Raw genomic sequence first — 15,129 nt, 5'->3', positions numbered from 1 at the left:
TGTTATGGAACAAGTGACAACCCAGTACAGCATCAAAGTTGTGAAGTACTTTATTATCGCTTCCTTAATCTGGGCCATTTTAGGGATGATCATTGGTGTCATCTTAGCCGCGCAGTTGTATTGGCCAGTGCTAAATTTCGATTCAGAATATTTCCAATTTGGTCGTCTTCGCCCTCTCCATACCTCTGGAGTGATCTATGGCTTCGTGGTCAACATTTTAATGGGGACCTCTTTGTACATTGCCCAAAGAACGGGCCACTGCGAGATATTCAATAAAAGCCTCTCATGGATGGTCTTCTGGGGTTGGCAACTGGTTTTGTTGCTCGCGCTTATCTCTCTTCCTGCGGGATACACTACATCAAAAGAGTATGCCGAATTAGAATGGCCGATTGATCTGCTTATCGTGCTCGTTTGGGTGCTCTACGCCGTGCTGTTCTTTGGCACCATCGCCAAGCGTAAAGTCGAACATATCTTCGTCGCCAACTGGTTCTTCGCGGCCTTCATTATCGTAATTGCGATGATCTTCATTGTTAATAACCTTGCTATGCCCGTTTCCGCCATGAAATCTTACTCAGTGTTTGCTGGAGCACAAGACGCCATCGTTCAATGGTGGTGGGGACATAACGCGGTGGGCTTTTTATTGACCGCAGGTGTCATTGGCATGAATTACTACTTTATTCCCAAAGCCGCTGAGCGCCCTATCTACTCTTATCGATTATCTATCATTCATTTTTGGGGCTTAGTTGGTTTTTATACTTGGGCAGGAACTCACCACCTGATCTACTCTTCCGTTCCTGTGTGGGTTCAAAATATTGGTATCGTGATGTCATTGATCCTGTGGCTCCCTTCTTGGGCCGGTGCTTTTAACAGCGCGATGACCCTTCTGCAAAACAAAGAGAAACTTAAGTCCGACTACATTCTGCTCTTTTTCTTTTCGGCGATTCTCTATTACTGCTTGGCAACATTTGAAGGGCCCCTGCTTGCTATTCGTTGGTTCAACATGGTGGCACACAACACCGAATGGATCATCGGACACGTGCACTCAGGCGCTCTTGGTTGGGTAGCGATGTCTGGAATTGCCGTTTTCTATTACTTCATTCCACGTTTATGGGGGAAAACAGACCTTTGGTCTCCAAGACTGCTTAAATGGCATTTTTGGTTAGCGCATGCGGGCATCGCTATTTATGCCATCGCGCTTTGGGTTGCTGGCATTGGTGAAGGCTACATGTGGTTGACTCAGAAGGAAAATGGCGAGCTTATGTTTAGTTTTGTTGAAGCTATGAACTTTAAAGCACCTTGGCTATTCCTACGTTTCTTTGGTGGTGCGCTGTTTGTACTTGGATTGTTCTTAATGGCTTTCAACTTGTACAAAACGGTTCGTATGCCCGTAGTACATGATGCTAAACACACCGTTAATGAGGGGGCTTAAATGATGAGTAAAGACTTTACACATTCAATCGTCATTTTAATTTTGACCACTGTTGTCGTGGCCTCCTTCTCTTTGTTGGTCTGGGTAGTACCGAGCATTGTCCGTGGCGACGATATTGCCAAAGGCAGCTTAGCGATGCCACTCACACCGATTGAGTTAGCAGGCCGAGACATCTATATCAGTGAAGGCTGCCATGTGTGCCACACACAAATGGTTCGCCCTCTTGAGCCAGAAGTGAAACGTAATGGTCGCCCGAACCAAGAAGCAGACGATATCTATGAGTTTCCTAACTTGTGGGGATCTAAACGTACTGGCCCTGACCTCACTAACTTAGGTAGAAAGTATTCTGACCAATGGCATGTTATTCACTTAATTGATCCTCGAAAAGTTGTACCGACCTCGATCATGCCCTCTTACCCGTGGCTGTTTGAGCAGACTCTGACTGGCGATGATATCAGCGCCAAAATGGAAGTGTTACGTACCTTAGGCGTGCCTTATACCGATCAAGACATTGGCGACGCCCGATTGCAAGTAAGAGGTAAAACCAAAGGTGAAGCTCTGATTCGCTATTTACAAAGCTTGGGTAAAGATACGTCACAGGAGGTATCACAATGAGCACATTCTGGAATCTATGGGCGGTACTCTTAACCTTAATATTCTTTGTTCTGATGGTGTCTGTTGTCGTTAAATACTGGCGTAGCAATCACAAGGCCGATCACGACCACACCATTGGCACCTTTGATGGTATTGAAGAGAAAGATGCGCCTCCACCTAAGTTACTATTCGTTGGTTACGCCATAGCATTTCTGTTGTCCGCTGGTTATTTAGTGCTTTACCCCGGGCTCGGCGAATGGGAAGGGGTAGTCGATTGGGAACAAAGCGACGACAAACTCAGCTCACCATCCACCACTCTCAATGAGCAATTTTCACAAACCAGTGAAACTACGTTAGAGGGATTGGCTGCCGTCCCTGAGATCGTGAACAGCGGTAGGATTCTGTTCCAAACTCACTGCGCCGCATGTCACCGTGATAACGCTCAGGGCCAGAAACACTTCCCTAACCTGATCGACCAAGAGTGGCTTTACGGGGGTAGTGATGAGGCCATTATTCATTCAATCGCCAAAGGGCGCAATGGTGCAATGCCGGGATGGAGCGAAGTGCTTCGCCCAGACGAAGTCGCGAAACTTTCATATTATCTCGCGTCGCTTAATCAGCGACATACCGATGTACCTGAGGTGAAGGTTGAGCTTGGTAAAACCTTGTTCGCGAAGTATTGCTCGTCTTGTCACGCTGACGGTTCTGGCGCCAACCCACACATCGGTGTTCCTGATCTTTCTGACGATATTTGGCTGCATGGCGGCAGTATTGAAGAGATTCAACATACGATCAACTATGGCTTGAACAACCTAATGCCAGCGTTTGATGAGCAACTCACCGCCAATGAAATACTCGCACTTGGGGCTTACATCCGACACGTTGGTGAAGTAGAGCAACAAAGGGTCGCGAGTTTGAAAGCATCATCGGTTGAGCGCGGAGAATATCTCGCTTACGCCGGTGACTGTGTCGCTTGTCATAGTGCAGAAGGTGGCGAACCTTTTGCTGGCGGCCTACCGTTTGTGACCCCTTTCGGCACCGTGTATTCAACCAACATAACCCCACACACCACCGAAGGGATTGGGACCTATGACTTCGATGATTTCCGAGCCGCATTAGTTGCAGGTAAAGGCAAGAATGGTTATCTCTACCCTGCAATGCCTTACACCTCTTATCAATATCTCACCGACCAAGACATGATCGATTTGTGGGAATACATGCAGTCAATCACTGCCGTGCCACGACGCAATGATGACAACAGCATGATGTTTCCATCCAATATTCGCTTAGGTTTGCTTGGCTGGAACATCGTATTCATGGATACCGACCCTATTAATTACGAAGTACCAGAGGAACTTAAAGGAAAAATTGAGGATGTCGATAAGTGGCAACAAGGCAAATATTGGGTCGCAGGACTTGGTCACTGTTCAGAGTGCCACACGCCACGAAACATTGCTCAAGCACTGATACCAGAACGTATTTTCCAAGGTAATTTGATCGACGGTTGGAACGCGCCTGATATCACAGCCAATGAGCTCTATATCGATGGTTGGGATGAAGCAACTCTCACCGACTTTTTACACACAGGACATTCAGACAAAGGCACCGCTTTTGCCGGTATGGCTGATGTAGTGAAAAACAGCCTGAGTTTAATGACGCGTGAAGATATTGAGTCGATGTCCTATTACCTGCTCAGTGGGGACATCAACAACACTATTGCCAATGATGCAGTTCAGTTACAGCCTAAAGGGTTTGATGAAACCGCATATAGCAGTGAAATCTACACCACCTATCGTCAAACTTGTGGAGCGTGTCATGGTGACGATGGTAAAGGTCGCGCCCCCATCGCCCCTACTCTGTTGAATAACGGAATCATCATGCACAGCGACCCATTCAACACCATTGCGGTAACCGTGCGCGGCTTGCAACCCACCTATCTCGACAAAGACCGAAACTTCATGCCAATGGCAAGCTTTGAAGATGTGCTTTCAGATCAAAAACTGGCTGAGTTGATCACCTTCGTGCGATTGCATCTTGGGGATAGAAAGAAACCCGTCACTCCAGAAGATGTTCGTGAAGTTAGAGAAACATTAGAAGCTGCGGGTTATGCAGGCGGCTTACATACCACGCCAGATATGTATGATCGCAGAGACAATACGATCAACATTCGATAAGCGCTGTAGAACCGATAAGATCAGCAAGCAACAGCAACCCAAAGGAGGCCCACGAGTCTCCTTTGGGTTTGCCCAAGCCCGATCTTCCGACGCTTTGCTACACAACACAACCATAACCATAACCATAACCAACTGATTACAAAGTTAAACAAAGCGGCACATAATGCGATCAATTTCACAGAACAAGGATGGCGCCAAGTGCATAATATGCAAAATTTTCTAAAGATGTACTAAGGACAGTTATGGATACCACTACACTCATCTACGATACGTTGGAAGGCCTGTCGAGCGCGGAACCACAGCAACACGCTCAAATCCGCCAAAATCTATACAAACAACTAGATTTATCATTTGAGAAGCAGTTAGCGTTGTATTCATCCGTTCTAGGTCCAGCGAGTGCTGGTAGATTAACCAACTTAGACAGCGCTGTTATGTCCGCATGCAAGATTGTTGGTTTAGAAAACAATTAGTGAATCTGCAACCTATCTCTACTTAACGCTGCATTCGTGCAGCGTTTTTTATTTGAGGCATGGGGCGTCGCTTTTAATCATACGGCAACACCCCCGTGATGGCCTTAATCGTAGCCGATGATTTCACCATTCATCACTGTCTCGACAATATCCAGATTTTCATCAAATATGACTAAGTTAGCTCTCTTCCCTACACTGACTGAGCCCATATCTTCAAAAACATCCATATATTTAGCAGGAACAGATGTTGCCATTTGAATCGCTTCCCATAATGGAACATTAGCTTGGTTCACCATCATTTTTATAGAACCAGCAAGTTCACAAGTACTTCCCGCAAGAGAACCTGATTGAGTTCTGGTTATGCCCTCTTTTACAATAACGTCTAAAGAACCAAGCTTGTACTTTCCGTCACTTAATCCTCCAGCACGCATGCAATCTGATATAAGGACTAGCTTCTTGTACCCTTTCATCCGATACGCGAGATTTAAAATAGCTTCATTAACGTGGATCCCGTCAGCGATAATTTCAGCTAACATATCCAAGTAGAGTACAGCGCCGGTGCAGCCTGGCTCACGATGGTGCAACGGCGACATACCGTTGAACAAATGGACCCCACAGTCTACCCCTAGGTTATGTGCAGTGGTCATCTCAGAGAAATTTGCGTTTGTATGAGCTGCTGCAACTTTTATCCCTAACTCACGAAAACGACAAATAGCTTCATTGGCGTAAGGGAGTTCAGGGGCGATTGCAACACGCTTTAACGAAGAACCAGATGCGGCCAAAAATTCGTCTACAAAGCACTCTTGCGGCTCAATCAATAAATGCTCTGGGTGTGCTCCTCGATATATCCGATTTAGAAAAGGTCCCTCAAGAAACGAACCGAGAATGGTGGCCTCTTTATCGGGTTGTACTTTTATGTAAGCATCGACATTCGCCAGTGCAGCTCTGACATTGGGAATCTCATCAGTTACTGTCGTTGCTACCCAGCTTGTGACGCCAATTTTACATAAATCGCGAGATATTTCAGATAAAGCTTTGTGTGTCGCATCCATAACATCGAACCCAACACGCCCATGAATATGAATATCGATCAACCCTGGCGCAAGTGTGCCATCATATCGATGAATGGCATCACAATCGCCGGGCTTATCTGTGACAATATCGATAATGATGCCATCTTCAACAATGACATAACCACCATAAATCATGCCATCTTCTACGACAATTTGATTAGCGGTAAATGCAGTCCTCATAAAAACGCCTCATCACTCGAAAGGTTACTCAGTGCAGGCCCTTCAATTAATGGTCTAATACTTTTTACTGACTCAGACGATAATTGAATAACAAACTCCGTTAGTTCATTTAAAGTCATGTCATCTTTTTCATTGACTGCATTAAGAACCATGGGAAGATTAGCTCCGGAAACAACCTCAATATTCTTATTACATGAAAGAAAACTAGAAGCCACATTACAAGGAGTACCGCCAAGTAAATCAACCAGAAATAAAGTAAAGTCATACTTATCAATTTCACTCTGGTATGTACTCGCAAGTTCGCTTGATGACATCGAAGTGTTGTAATCAATAAACGTAACGCATTCAGGCTCTCCCAAGACAGCTTCTACCGCACTTTTTATCCCAGATGCGAAATTCAAATGACCGCTAATTATAATACCTATCATGACCTATCCTCTTTAGAAATTAACAAATTAATACCAAACTTATTGCACATGTTTATATACTCATTGGGAACACCAGAATCAGTAATTATGGTGTCAATATTCTTAATGGGACAAATTACATTATGCTTGCGAACTCCAAATTTAGAGGAATCACAAACGATGATGACTTTATCTGATATTGAACAAAATAAGCGGTTTATTTTTGCTTCTGACTCATCAAAAGTAGTAACCCCGGCAGAGATATCTAAGCCATCGACGCCAAGAAAGTATTTATCAAATCTATATGTCATTATTTGACTCTCCTGAAAACCATCACTAAACGAAAGTGCTTTTTTTCTAAGCCGGCCTCCATTCATTATTATGTTGATGTTTTTACTTTTTGATAAACACATAGCAATATTTAAGCCATTAGTTAAAACTGTTAACGGTACATCTTCAAGCTCTTCAGCAAGTCGCTCAGTTGTTGAGCCTGAGTCGAGGATAATGGCTTCCCCACTTTCTATTGTCGAAGCTGCCAACCCGGCCACCCCGAACTTTAAATCTTTGTTTATAGTAACCTTTTCTTCAACTGGCGATTCTCTACTCGTCTCTTTGTTTGGTATTAATGCGTATCCATGAGCACGAATAAGCTCACCAACATCCTCCAGTTTCTTTAAGTCATTTCGTATTGTCACTTCAGAAACCCGTAATATATTAGATAAATAGGATACTCTTACTCTGCTTTTGTCATGAAGGATTTTAATTATTTCATCACGACGTTCAATGGTGGTGAAGTTTTCATTATCCGGTCTTTCTGAATCATTCATAATATAWAACTCCTTTTTAATAACTCAAACACAAAAGATAACGAAAGATATAAAACATTAAAAAGTGATATAGATCTACAATTTTTCTTATGCTTACCTTCACATTTCCTAATGTGATTTTGATCTTGTTTGATTGATAACATTTTACGTTACTATTTTGAACAACAAATGAAAAGTCAACTTAAAATTAGGAACTAAAAATGAAGCTTTTAACTGGTAGAACGAAAGCAAAACTAAAAGAATTAGGAGCATTCCATACGGCAAGTGAAATATATAGCCAACCTCAAAAGTGGCGTGAAGTTGTTGATATACATCAAAGTTGGGAATTCAAAGAACTATATTCATCCGTCGGTAGTGAATATGATAAAATAATATTTGTAGGCGCAGGGACATCTGAATTTGCTGGAGGTTTTGTTGCTAACTACCTAAAACCACATATTAAAACTAATGTGCTCAGTTTATCCACCGCTGACATTGTTGAAAACCCGACATTACATTTAGATGGAAATGAAAAAATATTAATGGTCAGTTTTGCAAGATCAGGTAATAGTCCTGAAAGCATTGCTTGTGTTGAAATATCCAATCACATTTGCAGTAATATTCAGCACTTAATTATTACATGTAATGAGGAGGGGGCACTATATAGATTAGCTCTGACGCACAATAAATACAGAGCTATGTTAATGCCCGAAGGAACGAACGATGTCGGATTCGCGATGACATCCAGCATTTCGTCCATGATGATCGCTGCCTTGTGTACATTCATGCCCAAGGGTTTCGAAACCGCCATATTTGAAGTGGCTGATGCCGTCGATTCGCTCCTCGAACAATATTCAAATTCAGCACAAGATATTGCTCGTCAACACTTTGACCGAATTGTGTATTTGGGTTCGGGAGCACTAAAATCTATTGCTCAGGAAGCTTCTTTAAAAATGCTGGAGCTAACCGCAGGTAAAGTTGCTTGCCAATTTGATTCTCCACTGGCTTATCGTCATGGACCAAAGTCTTTTATTACACCAAACACGTACATCATCAGTCTGTTTTCAAAAGAATCCTATACCGTTCAATACGACAAGGATGTGTATAAAGAAATCATCAACGACGGTATCGGCTACACAGCGAAAATTGACATTGGGGCTATTTCAAGCGACCTCCTTGCTTTTCCCTATCTAGTATTCGCTCAACTTGTGGCACTCGAAAAATCCATCCATGAGCACATTCTTCCAGACACCCCATGCCTTACAGGCGAAGTAAATCGCGTGGTTCAAGGTGTGACAATTTTCCCATTTACTAAATAGGTAGTAAGACCATGAAATTAGTTTCTACAAAATATCTATTAGCACATGCACAACGACATGGCTATGCCGTCCCTGCATTCAATATTCACAATCTTGAAACCTTACAAACCATCTTAGACGCTGCGAGAGAGTTGTGTTCTCCGGTAATTATTGCAGGGACACCGGGTACGTTTAAGCACGCACCGATCAGTGTTTTTGCTGCGATGGTAGAAGAGTACAGTGCCCTACACAACATGCCTATCGCATTACACCTCGATCATCACGAAGATCCACACGATATCTTTTCCAAAATTGGGGTCGGCGTCCGAAGTGTCATGATTGATGCGTCGCACTTAGATTTCGAGCAAAACATTCATATGGTGTCAAAGGTTGTCCAGTTTGCCCATGCTCACGATGTATCAGTGGAGGCTGAACTCGGAGCTTTAGCGGGTATCGAAGACGAAAAATCGGTCAGCGACCTTGATGCAATGTTAACGGACCCAGCTCAAGCTGCCGAATTTGTCGAAAAAACCGGTATTGACTCTCTCGCCGTTGCTATCGGTACAGCACATGGCACCTACAAAGCGACGCCAAAATTGGACTTTGAACGATTACAAAAAATTCGAGCCTCCGTTGACATTCCACTCGTGCTTCATGGTGCCTCTGATGTACCCGATGAATTGGTCAAGGAAGCCATAAAAATGGGGGTCGCTAAAGTAAACATAGCCACTGATCTCAAATACCCATTCTCTCACGCCATCAAAGAATATTTTGTTGAGCACCCTGACGCTACCGATCCTCGCCATTATATGGTTGCAGGGATGAAAGCAATGAAAGAAGTAGTAAAACACAAAATCCGTGTTTGCGGATCCGAAAACAAACTATTCATTAAATAATTAAGGATAAATTATGCCCAATATCGTTTACACAAGAATAGATGAACGTGGGTTACATGGCCAAATTTCGGTTGGCCATGGACCACATTCTGGTTGTAACCTCATTTTGTTTGCCAATGATGACGTAGCAAATGATCCTGCACAACAAGCACTTGCCAAAATGTCGGCCGGTGAATTTGATACTCGATTTTTCACATTAGAAAAAACCATCAATATCATCCATAAGGCAAGTGACAAGCAAAAGATCTTCATTCTTATTCGTTCTCCGCAAGACGCACTAGCGTTGGTGAAAGGCAAGGTGCCAATTTTCAAAATTAACATTGGCAATATGCATTACAAGGAAGGGAAGAAGCAAATCCACGACACTGTTTCGGTGAGTGAAGATGATCTGAATACGTTTCGACAACTTATCGATTTAGGCGTTGAGTGTACGATACAACGGAATCCTTCTGATGTACCTATTGATATTCGAGACTTTATTTAGGAGGTAACTGTATTATGGATATATTGACTGTATTAGCAATCTCAGTGTGGGTTGGTCTAGCCGGCGTAGATTATTATGGTTCTGGCCTCATGTTCGGCCGCCCAATTGTAACTGGGACCGTAGTAGGCTTCCTGATGGGAGATATGCAAACAGGTCTAGAGATTGGCGCAACGCTAGAGCTAGCCTGGTTAGGTTTAATGCCACTTGCTGGTGCTCAACCACCAAATGTTACCATCGGTTCCGCTGTAGGTGTGGTGTTTGGTATTCAATCTGGACTGTCTCCCACTGCTGTCGTCGGCGTCGCAATTCCCTTTGCAATATTGATGCAACAGCTAACCGTAATTCAATTTACAACCTTTGCGACCTTTATGCCTAAGGTCGATAAGATGGCGGAAAAATGTGACATCAAAGGTATTGAGAAAGTTAACTACCTAGGATTAGCCACTTATTTTCTTACATTCTTTATTTGTACGTTCGTCCCAACCTATTTTGGTGATGTCGTTGCAAAATCAATCGTTGAAAGCGTCCCTAAAGATATCATCGATGGATTGAGCATCGCTGGTGCGATGATGCCTGCGCTAGGTTTTTCGATGCTGTTAAAAATGATGTTAAAGGAAAAACGTTTTACTCCTTTCTATATCATTGGTTTTGTTTTAGCAACCTTCTTAAAACTTCCAATCATTGCCGTCGCCCTACTCGCTTTTTCTGTGGCAATTGTCGACTATTTCAACTCGAAAGATAGCGACAACGCCGTTCCTCGCAACTCTGATGATAACTTAGAAGATGGAATTTAATATGGCTAAGAATAACGCAAACATCGAAGAATACGTCGATCAAGATACCAATGCGAACCTGGACGCCAAATTGATGCGTCAGTCCTGGTTGAGAATGTTATGGGTGCAAGCATCGTTTAATTATCAACGCATGCAATCCAGTGGTTTTCTATATGCCATGATTCCCGCACTAAAACGAATCCACAAAAACAAAACCGACCTTTCTGCGTCATTAAAACTACACAACGAGTTTTTTAATACTTCACCGTGGCTCGTCACCTTTATGATGGGCGTGATTCTTGCCATGGAGAAAGGTAAACAACCACTGGAAACCATCCGTTCATTTAAAGTTGCTGCGATGGGACCAATTGGGGGAATTGGTGATGCTATGGCTCAGTTAACCGTTCTACCTATCACCGCCTCTATTGCGGCTTCATTAGCACTTAGTAAAGTAGCGATAGCGCCGCTCATATTTCTGTTAATGTTTAACATCATTCGATTCTCAATTTATATCCCACTCTTCCACTACGGTTACAAACTGGGACTCAATGCATTGGCGATGCTTCAACAACAAAGCAAAGCATTCAGTCGTGGGGCCACTATCGTCGGATTAACCGTAGTTGGCGCATTAACCGCATCATTCGTACGCGTCAAACTTGGGCTGGAAATTCCATTAACTGGATCGGTACTCAATATTCAACAAGATGTGCTCGACAAAATCATGCCCAATATCTTACCGCTCATTGTGGTGATTGGTTGTTATAAGCTCATTATGCGCGGCATTTCACCAGTTAAAGTCATGCTCATTATGATTATCGGATCCATTGTACTTCACTACTTAGGCGTGCTCTAAAAGGAAAAAAAATGTTTGAATATATCAATAATTGCAAAGCAATCCTCAAGACAATAATTAATGAGGAGAGTCAAAACATAGAAAAAGCAGCGGGCATTATGGCAGAGACGTTAAAACGAGACGGGTTGATTCATGTCTCTGGTGGACACTGTCAGTTCTACGCGATGGAGGCATTTTATCGTGCAGGAGGCCTGGTTCCAATCAATCCACTGCTTCCCCACCTATTTGCCACTGGGCCTAGAACGCAATTCGCGTCGGACCATATCTATGAGATAGAAGGTGTCGGGACCAAAATCTTTGATGACCAACATGTCAATCAACATGACTGTATCGTTTTAGCTTCTATTGCTGGTCGAACAATCCCTACGATTGATATTGCTATTGCTGCTAAAAAGAAAGGACTTAAAGTTATTGCCTTACAATCTCTCGAGTTTAGTAAGCGTACGACTCCAAAGCATTCCAGCGGTCAATTTTTAAATGATATTGCCGATGTCGTTGTCGATCTCCATATTCCTTACGGAGACGCGGTACTCGATATTGAGGGCGTTGACGAGAAATGTTGTCCCGCATCATCCGTGGTCGGTTTTTCAGTACTTCAGTCTCTCGTAACACAAGCGATTTGTTCATTAGGTAAAGAGGGGATCACTCCCAAAGTGTGGGTCAGTTCAAACCTCGATAAAGGTGACGCGATTAACAAAGAACATATTAAATCAATGAAAGGTCGCGTCAGCTGCCTATAAGGAGGGAACATGTATAAAGAATATCTAAACGGCCTGCTTCACCATTTGGACATTGCATCCAATCAGCAAGATGCGATTTCCAAAGGTGCTCAATTAATGGCTGACACTATCGAAAATGACGGTCTCATTCATGTGACTGGTTGCGGACATTCACAAATGTTTGCCCATGAGATGTGGTTCAGAGCCGGAGGTTTGGTACAAATTAATGCCATTCTTCCACCTACCCTTGCTCTGTATCCGTATGCTCCTATGAGTACATTCTCAGAGCGGCAACATGGCTTAGCAAGCATCGCATTAAATGCGGAGAAAGACATTCGTAGTGGTGATGTGTTAATTGTCGTTTCAACCTCTGGACGCAACGCTGTTCCGATTGAGTTTGCGATTGAAGCCAAAAAACGAGGCCTAAAAGTGATTGGATTGACATCAATGGCATTCACGGAGGCGGTATCTTCTCGTCATGATTCGGGCAACAAACTGTGCGATGTTTGCGACGTCGTTCTTGATATGGGAGGCGTGGCTGGGGATGCCACGATCGAGGTCCCTAATCATGACTTTTCAACGGGCTCCATCTCTTCTGTCATCGGTTTTACTTTATTGAATACTATGACGGGCGAGTGCATCAAAGAGCTCGTTACAAGAGGAGTTTCTCCCAATGTTTGGCGTTCTGTGAATTCTGAAAACGCTGAGCAGATTAACCGAGATAATTTGTGGAATTATAAAGACAGAATTACATGTCTATAACCAAACATTCGTTGACTCCACTTTAAAAGTGGAGTCTTTGATATGGAGCTAGAAAAATGAAACAAAAGAATAAAATATTTAGCAGTACGCTATCATTACTTTTAGGGCTTGTCTCTTTGCAACTCCAAGCCAAACCCACGGTATCGATCGATACGCCTACCCCTCTAAACATAGTCAACGACTCTCCTGGATTCTCATTTGTTGATGAAAACGGGAAGTATTATTATCACGACACTTTCTCACAATATTCAACCTATAGCCCTAATGATTATGAACATGCTTGGCGTTTTTTTTCAGCTAGTGATTTCTATGACGTAAATCGAAAATACGCATCTCAATTCCAAACAATATTAGACAGAGCTACTGTACAAAACACCGTACCACTTTGTAACAACTCTCCATTAATGCAGACCATTCAACCCAAAGGAAATACCAATACGAACACTTACCCTTATAATAATTTTTGCGGTTTAATGAGTGTGTGGGTCGACCCTGACACTGGGAATTGGTATGGTCTGATTCACGATGAAATATTTGGACTAATGCCGCGCCAAGATGCCATCGAACTGGCTGAATCTACGGACAAAGGGAGACATTGGCGCATTACAAAAACATTAGCAACCTCACAGTTTGGTATGCGTGATTATCGACAACTCCCTGCAGAACAGCCTCACAATTATGATCCCCATGCTCAAACATACGATTATGGGGGGGGAGATCCGCGGTTATTTATCGACTATTCAACTGGCTATTTTTATGTTTTCTATACTAGTCGAGTACAAAACACTCAAAATGGTGATGCTACAAGTGGGTTTAGCTCATTCATGCAAGAACATGTGATGCGAGCCCCTATTTCTAAAAAAATGGCACCAAGTAGTTGGGCTAAATATTATCGAGGTCAGTGGCTAAAAATGGACGATGGTGCTGATCTTTCACTTGGTAACACCAAGCCAGACAGTAACATCGTACCTACGGAGTTATCGACAACAGGTTACTACCCAGTAGAGTACTCTCCTAACAACGCCGGAAACGCTGTTACTATGCGTACGAACAGACAGCTTGTAAACTCTCCATTGCGTGTAATGAATGTTTCATGGAATGCTTACTTAAACAAATACATTGGTACACCAGAGCATAGTAGTGGACCTCAGAATGGTCAGACAGCCCCCTTATCCGTGTATGCTACAGATAATTTATCGTCTCAAAAGTGGACTTTACTAGCAACTTCCCAAGGATATATCTCTCGATCTTGGTACCGATTTATGATGGATACAAAGTATCCTGCAATCAATGACTTCATCACTGGAAAAGAATTTACCTCAAATTGTTATTATTCTTGTTCAAATAACTCCGTATCAGAATCTTTACCAATCACTCTGAACGACCCAACAAACAGTGTTCATGGTCATTACCTTCCATACTTGAGAAATGGAAACAACGAGTATTTATATTGGAATATCGTTCATAAGGCGTTAGAAATCACAAACTCTGAACAAACGGCTGGTAGAGGAAATCGTTGGATGATCCACTACTCTGGTGATGGATACGTTCGATTAATCAATGTTGAGGAAGGTCTTCTATTAGACCCTAGCACGCAAAGGTATCTATCTGTAGCACCGACTTCTAAAGCTAATATTGACGACTACCGTAAATGGGGGACTAAAGTAGATTTAACGGCTGATGTGTGCTCTCGGGATAAAGATTCAAAAGACTGCGTAGCAAGTCAGTGGATTATATTGAAAGACAAATCTGTCCAACAGGATAATTCGGAAACCGAAACGGGTCATGTAAAATTCATTAATCGGCTTAGTGGCTTGGCCTTAAGTTTTAATGATGACCGTTCACTATCTGAAAAAATTTCCATCTCTCCCCCAAGAAATTGGAATTGTGTAGAAAACACTTGCTTGGATTCTAGAACGACCTTATCTCAACAAATTGATTTTAAATAATTAATTACGTTAATAATTTCCTATCTATTAAATAATGATAGGTAGGAAATTATAAGGTTTTGTCGCAAATAAGGGGGGCCAATTATGTGTCCCCTCAACATTCCTCATCTTTAACTTAAATTTACATGTCGTCATTTCCCTTCTGAATGCATATTTCAGTCTGTTTGTTACTGTATTATCTTCAAAACCAGCCACCTTGGAATTGAAGAGGAGTTAATTGTGTAGCATCTATTCCTTTCCAATGACGCGTTTTCTCATTTGG

Annotated in this window: 15 protein-coding genes; 12 read left to right on the top strand and 3 right to left on the bottom strand. The window is 42.7% G+C overall.

Annotated elements, in window-relative coordinates; translation table 11 throughout:
• Positions 1–4 precede the first annotated feature (4 nt).
• The 4 genes from ccoN to L4B77_RS05845 all read left to right on the top strand — a co-directional run bounded on the left by ccoN (position 5) and on the right by L4B77_RS05845 (position 4,667).
• A complete protein-coding gene (ccoN, locus tag L4B77_RS05860) occupies positions 5–1,429 on the top strand; it encodes a cytochrome-c oxidase, cbb3-type subunit I (RefSeq protein ID WP_261839894.1) in 1,425 nt (474 codons plus the stop codon).
• Positions 1,430–2,044 (top strand): cbb3-type cytochrome c oxidase subunit II, encoded by a 615-nt coding sequence (locus L4B77_RS05855; protein WP_268671192.1) that lies wholly within the window; start codon positions 1,430–1,432, stop codon positions 2,042–2,044.
• A complete protein-coding gene (locus L4B77_RS05850; RefSeq protein ID WP_429749104.1) occupies positions 2,041–4,197 on the top strand; it encodes a c-type cytochrome in 2,157 nt (718 codons plus the stop codon). Before L4B77_RS05855 ends, L4B77_RS05850 begins: the two co-directional genes overlap by 4 nt.
• Positions 4,198–4,439: 242 nt before the next feature.
• A complete protein-coding gene (locus tag L4B77_RS05845; RefSeq protein ID WP_261839891.1) occupies positions 4,440–4,667 on the top strand; it encodes a PAS factor family protein in 228 nt (75 codons plus the stop codon).
• A 104-nt stretch (positions 4,668–4,771) separates the two neighbouring features.
• On the opposite strand, the gene nagA is transcribed toward L4B77_RS05845, so the two are convergent.
• Genes nagA through agaR form a run of 3 tightly spaced genes read right to left on the bottom strand, consistent with a single transcriptional unit; the run spans position 4,772 to position 7,154 of the window.
• Positions 4,772–5,920, bottom strand: coding sequence for an N-acetylglucosamine-6-phosphate deacetylase (nagA, locus tag L4B77_RS05840; RefSeq protein ID WP_261839890.1), 1,149 nt, complete (start codon positions 5,918–5,920; stop codon positions 4,772–4,774).
• A complete protein-coding gene (locus L4B77_RS05835; protein WP_261839889.1) occupies positions 5,917–6,348 on the bottom strand; it encodes a PTS sugar transporter subunit IIA in 432 nt (143 codons plus the stop codon). Before L4B77_RS05835 ends, nagA begins: the two co-directional genes overlap by 4 nt.
• On the bottom strand, positions 6,345–7,154 hold the full coding sequence (gene agaR / locus L4B77_RS05830) for a transcriptional repressor AgaR (RefSeq protein WP_429749101.1): 810 nt from the start codon (positions 7,152–7,154) through the stop codon (positions 6,345–6,347). Before agaR ends, L4B77_RS05835 begins: the two co-directional genes overlap by 4 nt.
• 200 nt (positions 7,155–7,354) lie before the next feature.
• Between agaR and L4B77_RS05825 the strand changes: the two genes are divergently transcribed.
• From L4B77_RS05825 to L4B77_RS05790, 8 genes are read left to right on the top strand one after another with little or no spacing between them, the layout of a single operon-like run.
• Complete coding sequence (locus L4B77_RS05825; protein ID WP_429749099.1) at positions 7,355–8,452, top strand: SIS domain-containing protein; 1,098 nt, start codon at positions 7,355–7,357, stop codon at positions 8,450–8,452.
• Positions 8,453–8,463: 11 nt separating this feature from the next.
• On the top strand, positions 8,464–9,327 hold the full coding sequence (locus L4B77_RS05820; RefSeq protein WP_429749097.1) for a tagatose bisphosphate family class II aldolase: 864 nt from the start codon (positions 8,464–8,466) through the stop codon (positions 9,325–9,327).
• Between the two features lie 13 nt (positions 9,328–9,340).
• On the top strand, positions 9,341–9,811 hold the full coding sequence (agaV, locus tag L4B77_RS05815) for a PTS N-acetylgalactosamine transporter subunit IIB (RefSeq protein WP_268667670.1): 471 nt from the start codon (positions 9,341–9,343) through the stop codon (positions 9,809–9,811).
• Positions 9,812–9,825: 14 nt separating this feature from the next.
• Positions 9,826–10,605: a PTS N-acetylgalactosamine transporter subunit IIC gene (gene agaW, locus L4B77_RS05810; protein WP_429749095.1), complete on the top strand. Its 780-nt coding sequence runs from the start codon at positions 9,826–9,828 to the stop codon at positions 10,603–10,605.
• A gap of 1 nt (position 10,606) precedes the next feature.
• Complete coding sequence (locus L4B77_RS05805) at positions 10,607–11,437, top strand: PTS system mannose/fructose/sorbose family transporter subunit IID (RefSeq protein ID WP_429749093.1); 831 nt, start codon at positions 10,607–10,609, stop codon at positions 11,435–11,437.
• A gap of 11 nt (positions 11,438–11,448) precedes the next feature.
• Positions 11,449–12,177: a sugar isomerase domain-containing protein gene (locus L4B77_RS05800; RefSeq protein WP_261839882.1), complete on the top strand. Its 729-nt coding sequence runs from the start codon at positions 11,449–11,451 to the stop codon at positions 12,175–12,177.
• 9 nt (positions 12,178–12,186) lie between these two features.
• The gene (locus L4B77_RS05795; RefSeq protein ID WP_372067488.1) at positions 12,187–12,918 is read left to right on the top strand and encodes a sugar isomerase domain-containing protein; all 732 of its coding nucleotides are present in this window, start codon (positions 12,187–12,189) and stop codon (positions 12,916–12,918) included.
• Between the two features lie 56 nt (positions 12,919–12,974).
• Positions 12,975–14,867, top strand: coding sequence for a hypothetical protein (locus L4B77_RS05790; protein ID WP_429749090.1), 1,893 nt, complete (start codon positions 12,975–12,977; stop codon positions 14,865–14,867).
• Positions 14,868–15,129 lie beyond the last annotated feature (262 nt).

Source organism: Vibrio minamisatsumaniensis (assembly GCF_050337445.1).
Lineage (GTDB): Bacteria > Pseudomonadota > Gammaproteobacteria > Enterobacterales > Vibrionaceae > Vibrio > Vibrio artabrorum.
Note: the sequence above shows the minus strand (reverse complement) of the source record. Positions and strands in the feature narration are given on the sequence as shown.

Bases quoted from the DNA above. Each gene is read 5' to 3' on its own strand.
- agaR (WP_429749101.1), bottom strand. From the start codon at position 7,154: ATGAATGATTCAGAAAGACCGGATAATGAAAACTTCACCACCATTGAA.
- L4B77_RS05825 (WP_429749099.1), top strand. From the start codon at position 7,355: ATGAAGCTTTTAACTGGTAGAACGAAAGCAAAACTAAAAGAATTAGGA.
- L4B77_RS05820 (WP_429749097.1), top strand. From the start codon at position 8,464: ATGAAATTAGTTTCTACAAAATATCTATTAGCACATGCACAACGACAT.
- ccoN (WP_261839894.1), top strand. From the start codon at position 5: ATGGAACAAGTGACAACCCAGTACAGCATCAAAGTTGTGAAGTACTTT.
- L4B77_RS05845 (WP_261839891.1), top strand. From the start codon at position 4,440: ATGGATACCACTACACTCATCTACGATACGTTGGAAGGCCTGTCGAGC.
- nagA (WP_261839890.1), bottom strand. From the start codon at position 5,920: ATGAGGACTGCATTTACCGCTAATCAAATTGTCGTAGAAGATGGCATG.
- L4B77_RS05790 (WP_429749090.1), top strand. From the start codon at position 12,975: ATGAAACAAAAGAATAAAATATTTAGCAGTACGCTATCATTACTTTTA.
- L4B77_RS05850 (WP_429749104.1), top strand. From the start codon at position 2,041: ATGAGCACATTCTGGAATCTATGGGCGGTACTCTTAACCTTAATATTC.
- L4B77_RS05805 (WP_429749093.1), top strand. From the start codon at position 10,607: ATGGCTAAGAATAACGCAAACATCGAAGAATACGTCGATCAAGATACC.
- agaW (WP_429749095.1), top strand. From the start codon at position 9,826: ATGGATATATTGACTGTATTAGCAATCTCAGTGTGGGTTGGTCTAGCC.
- L4B77_RS05835 (WP_261839889.1), bottom strand. From the start codon at position 6,348: ATGATAGGTATTATAATTAGCGGTCATTTGAATTTCGCATCTGGGATA.
- agaV (WP_268667670.1), top strand. From the start codon at position 9,341: ATGCCCAATATCGTTTACACAAGAATAGATGAACGTGGGTTACATGGC.
- L4B77_RS05795 (WP_372067488.1), top strand. From the start codon at position 12,187: ATGTATAAAGAATATCTAAACGGCCTGCTTCACCATTTGGACATTGCA.
- L4B77_RS05855 (WP_268671192.1), top strand. From the start codon at position 1,430: ATGATGAGTAAAGACTTTACACATTCAATCGTCATTTTAATTTTGACC.
- L4B77_RS05800 (WP_261839882.1), top strand. From the start codon at position 11,449: ATGTTTGAATATATCAATAATTGCAAAGCAATCCTCAAGACAATAATT.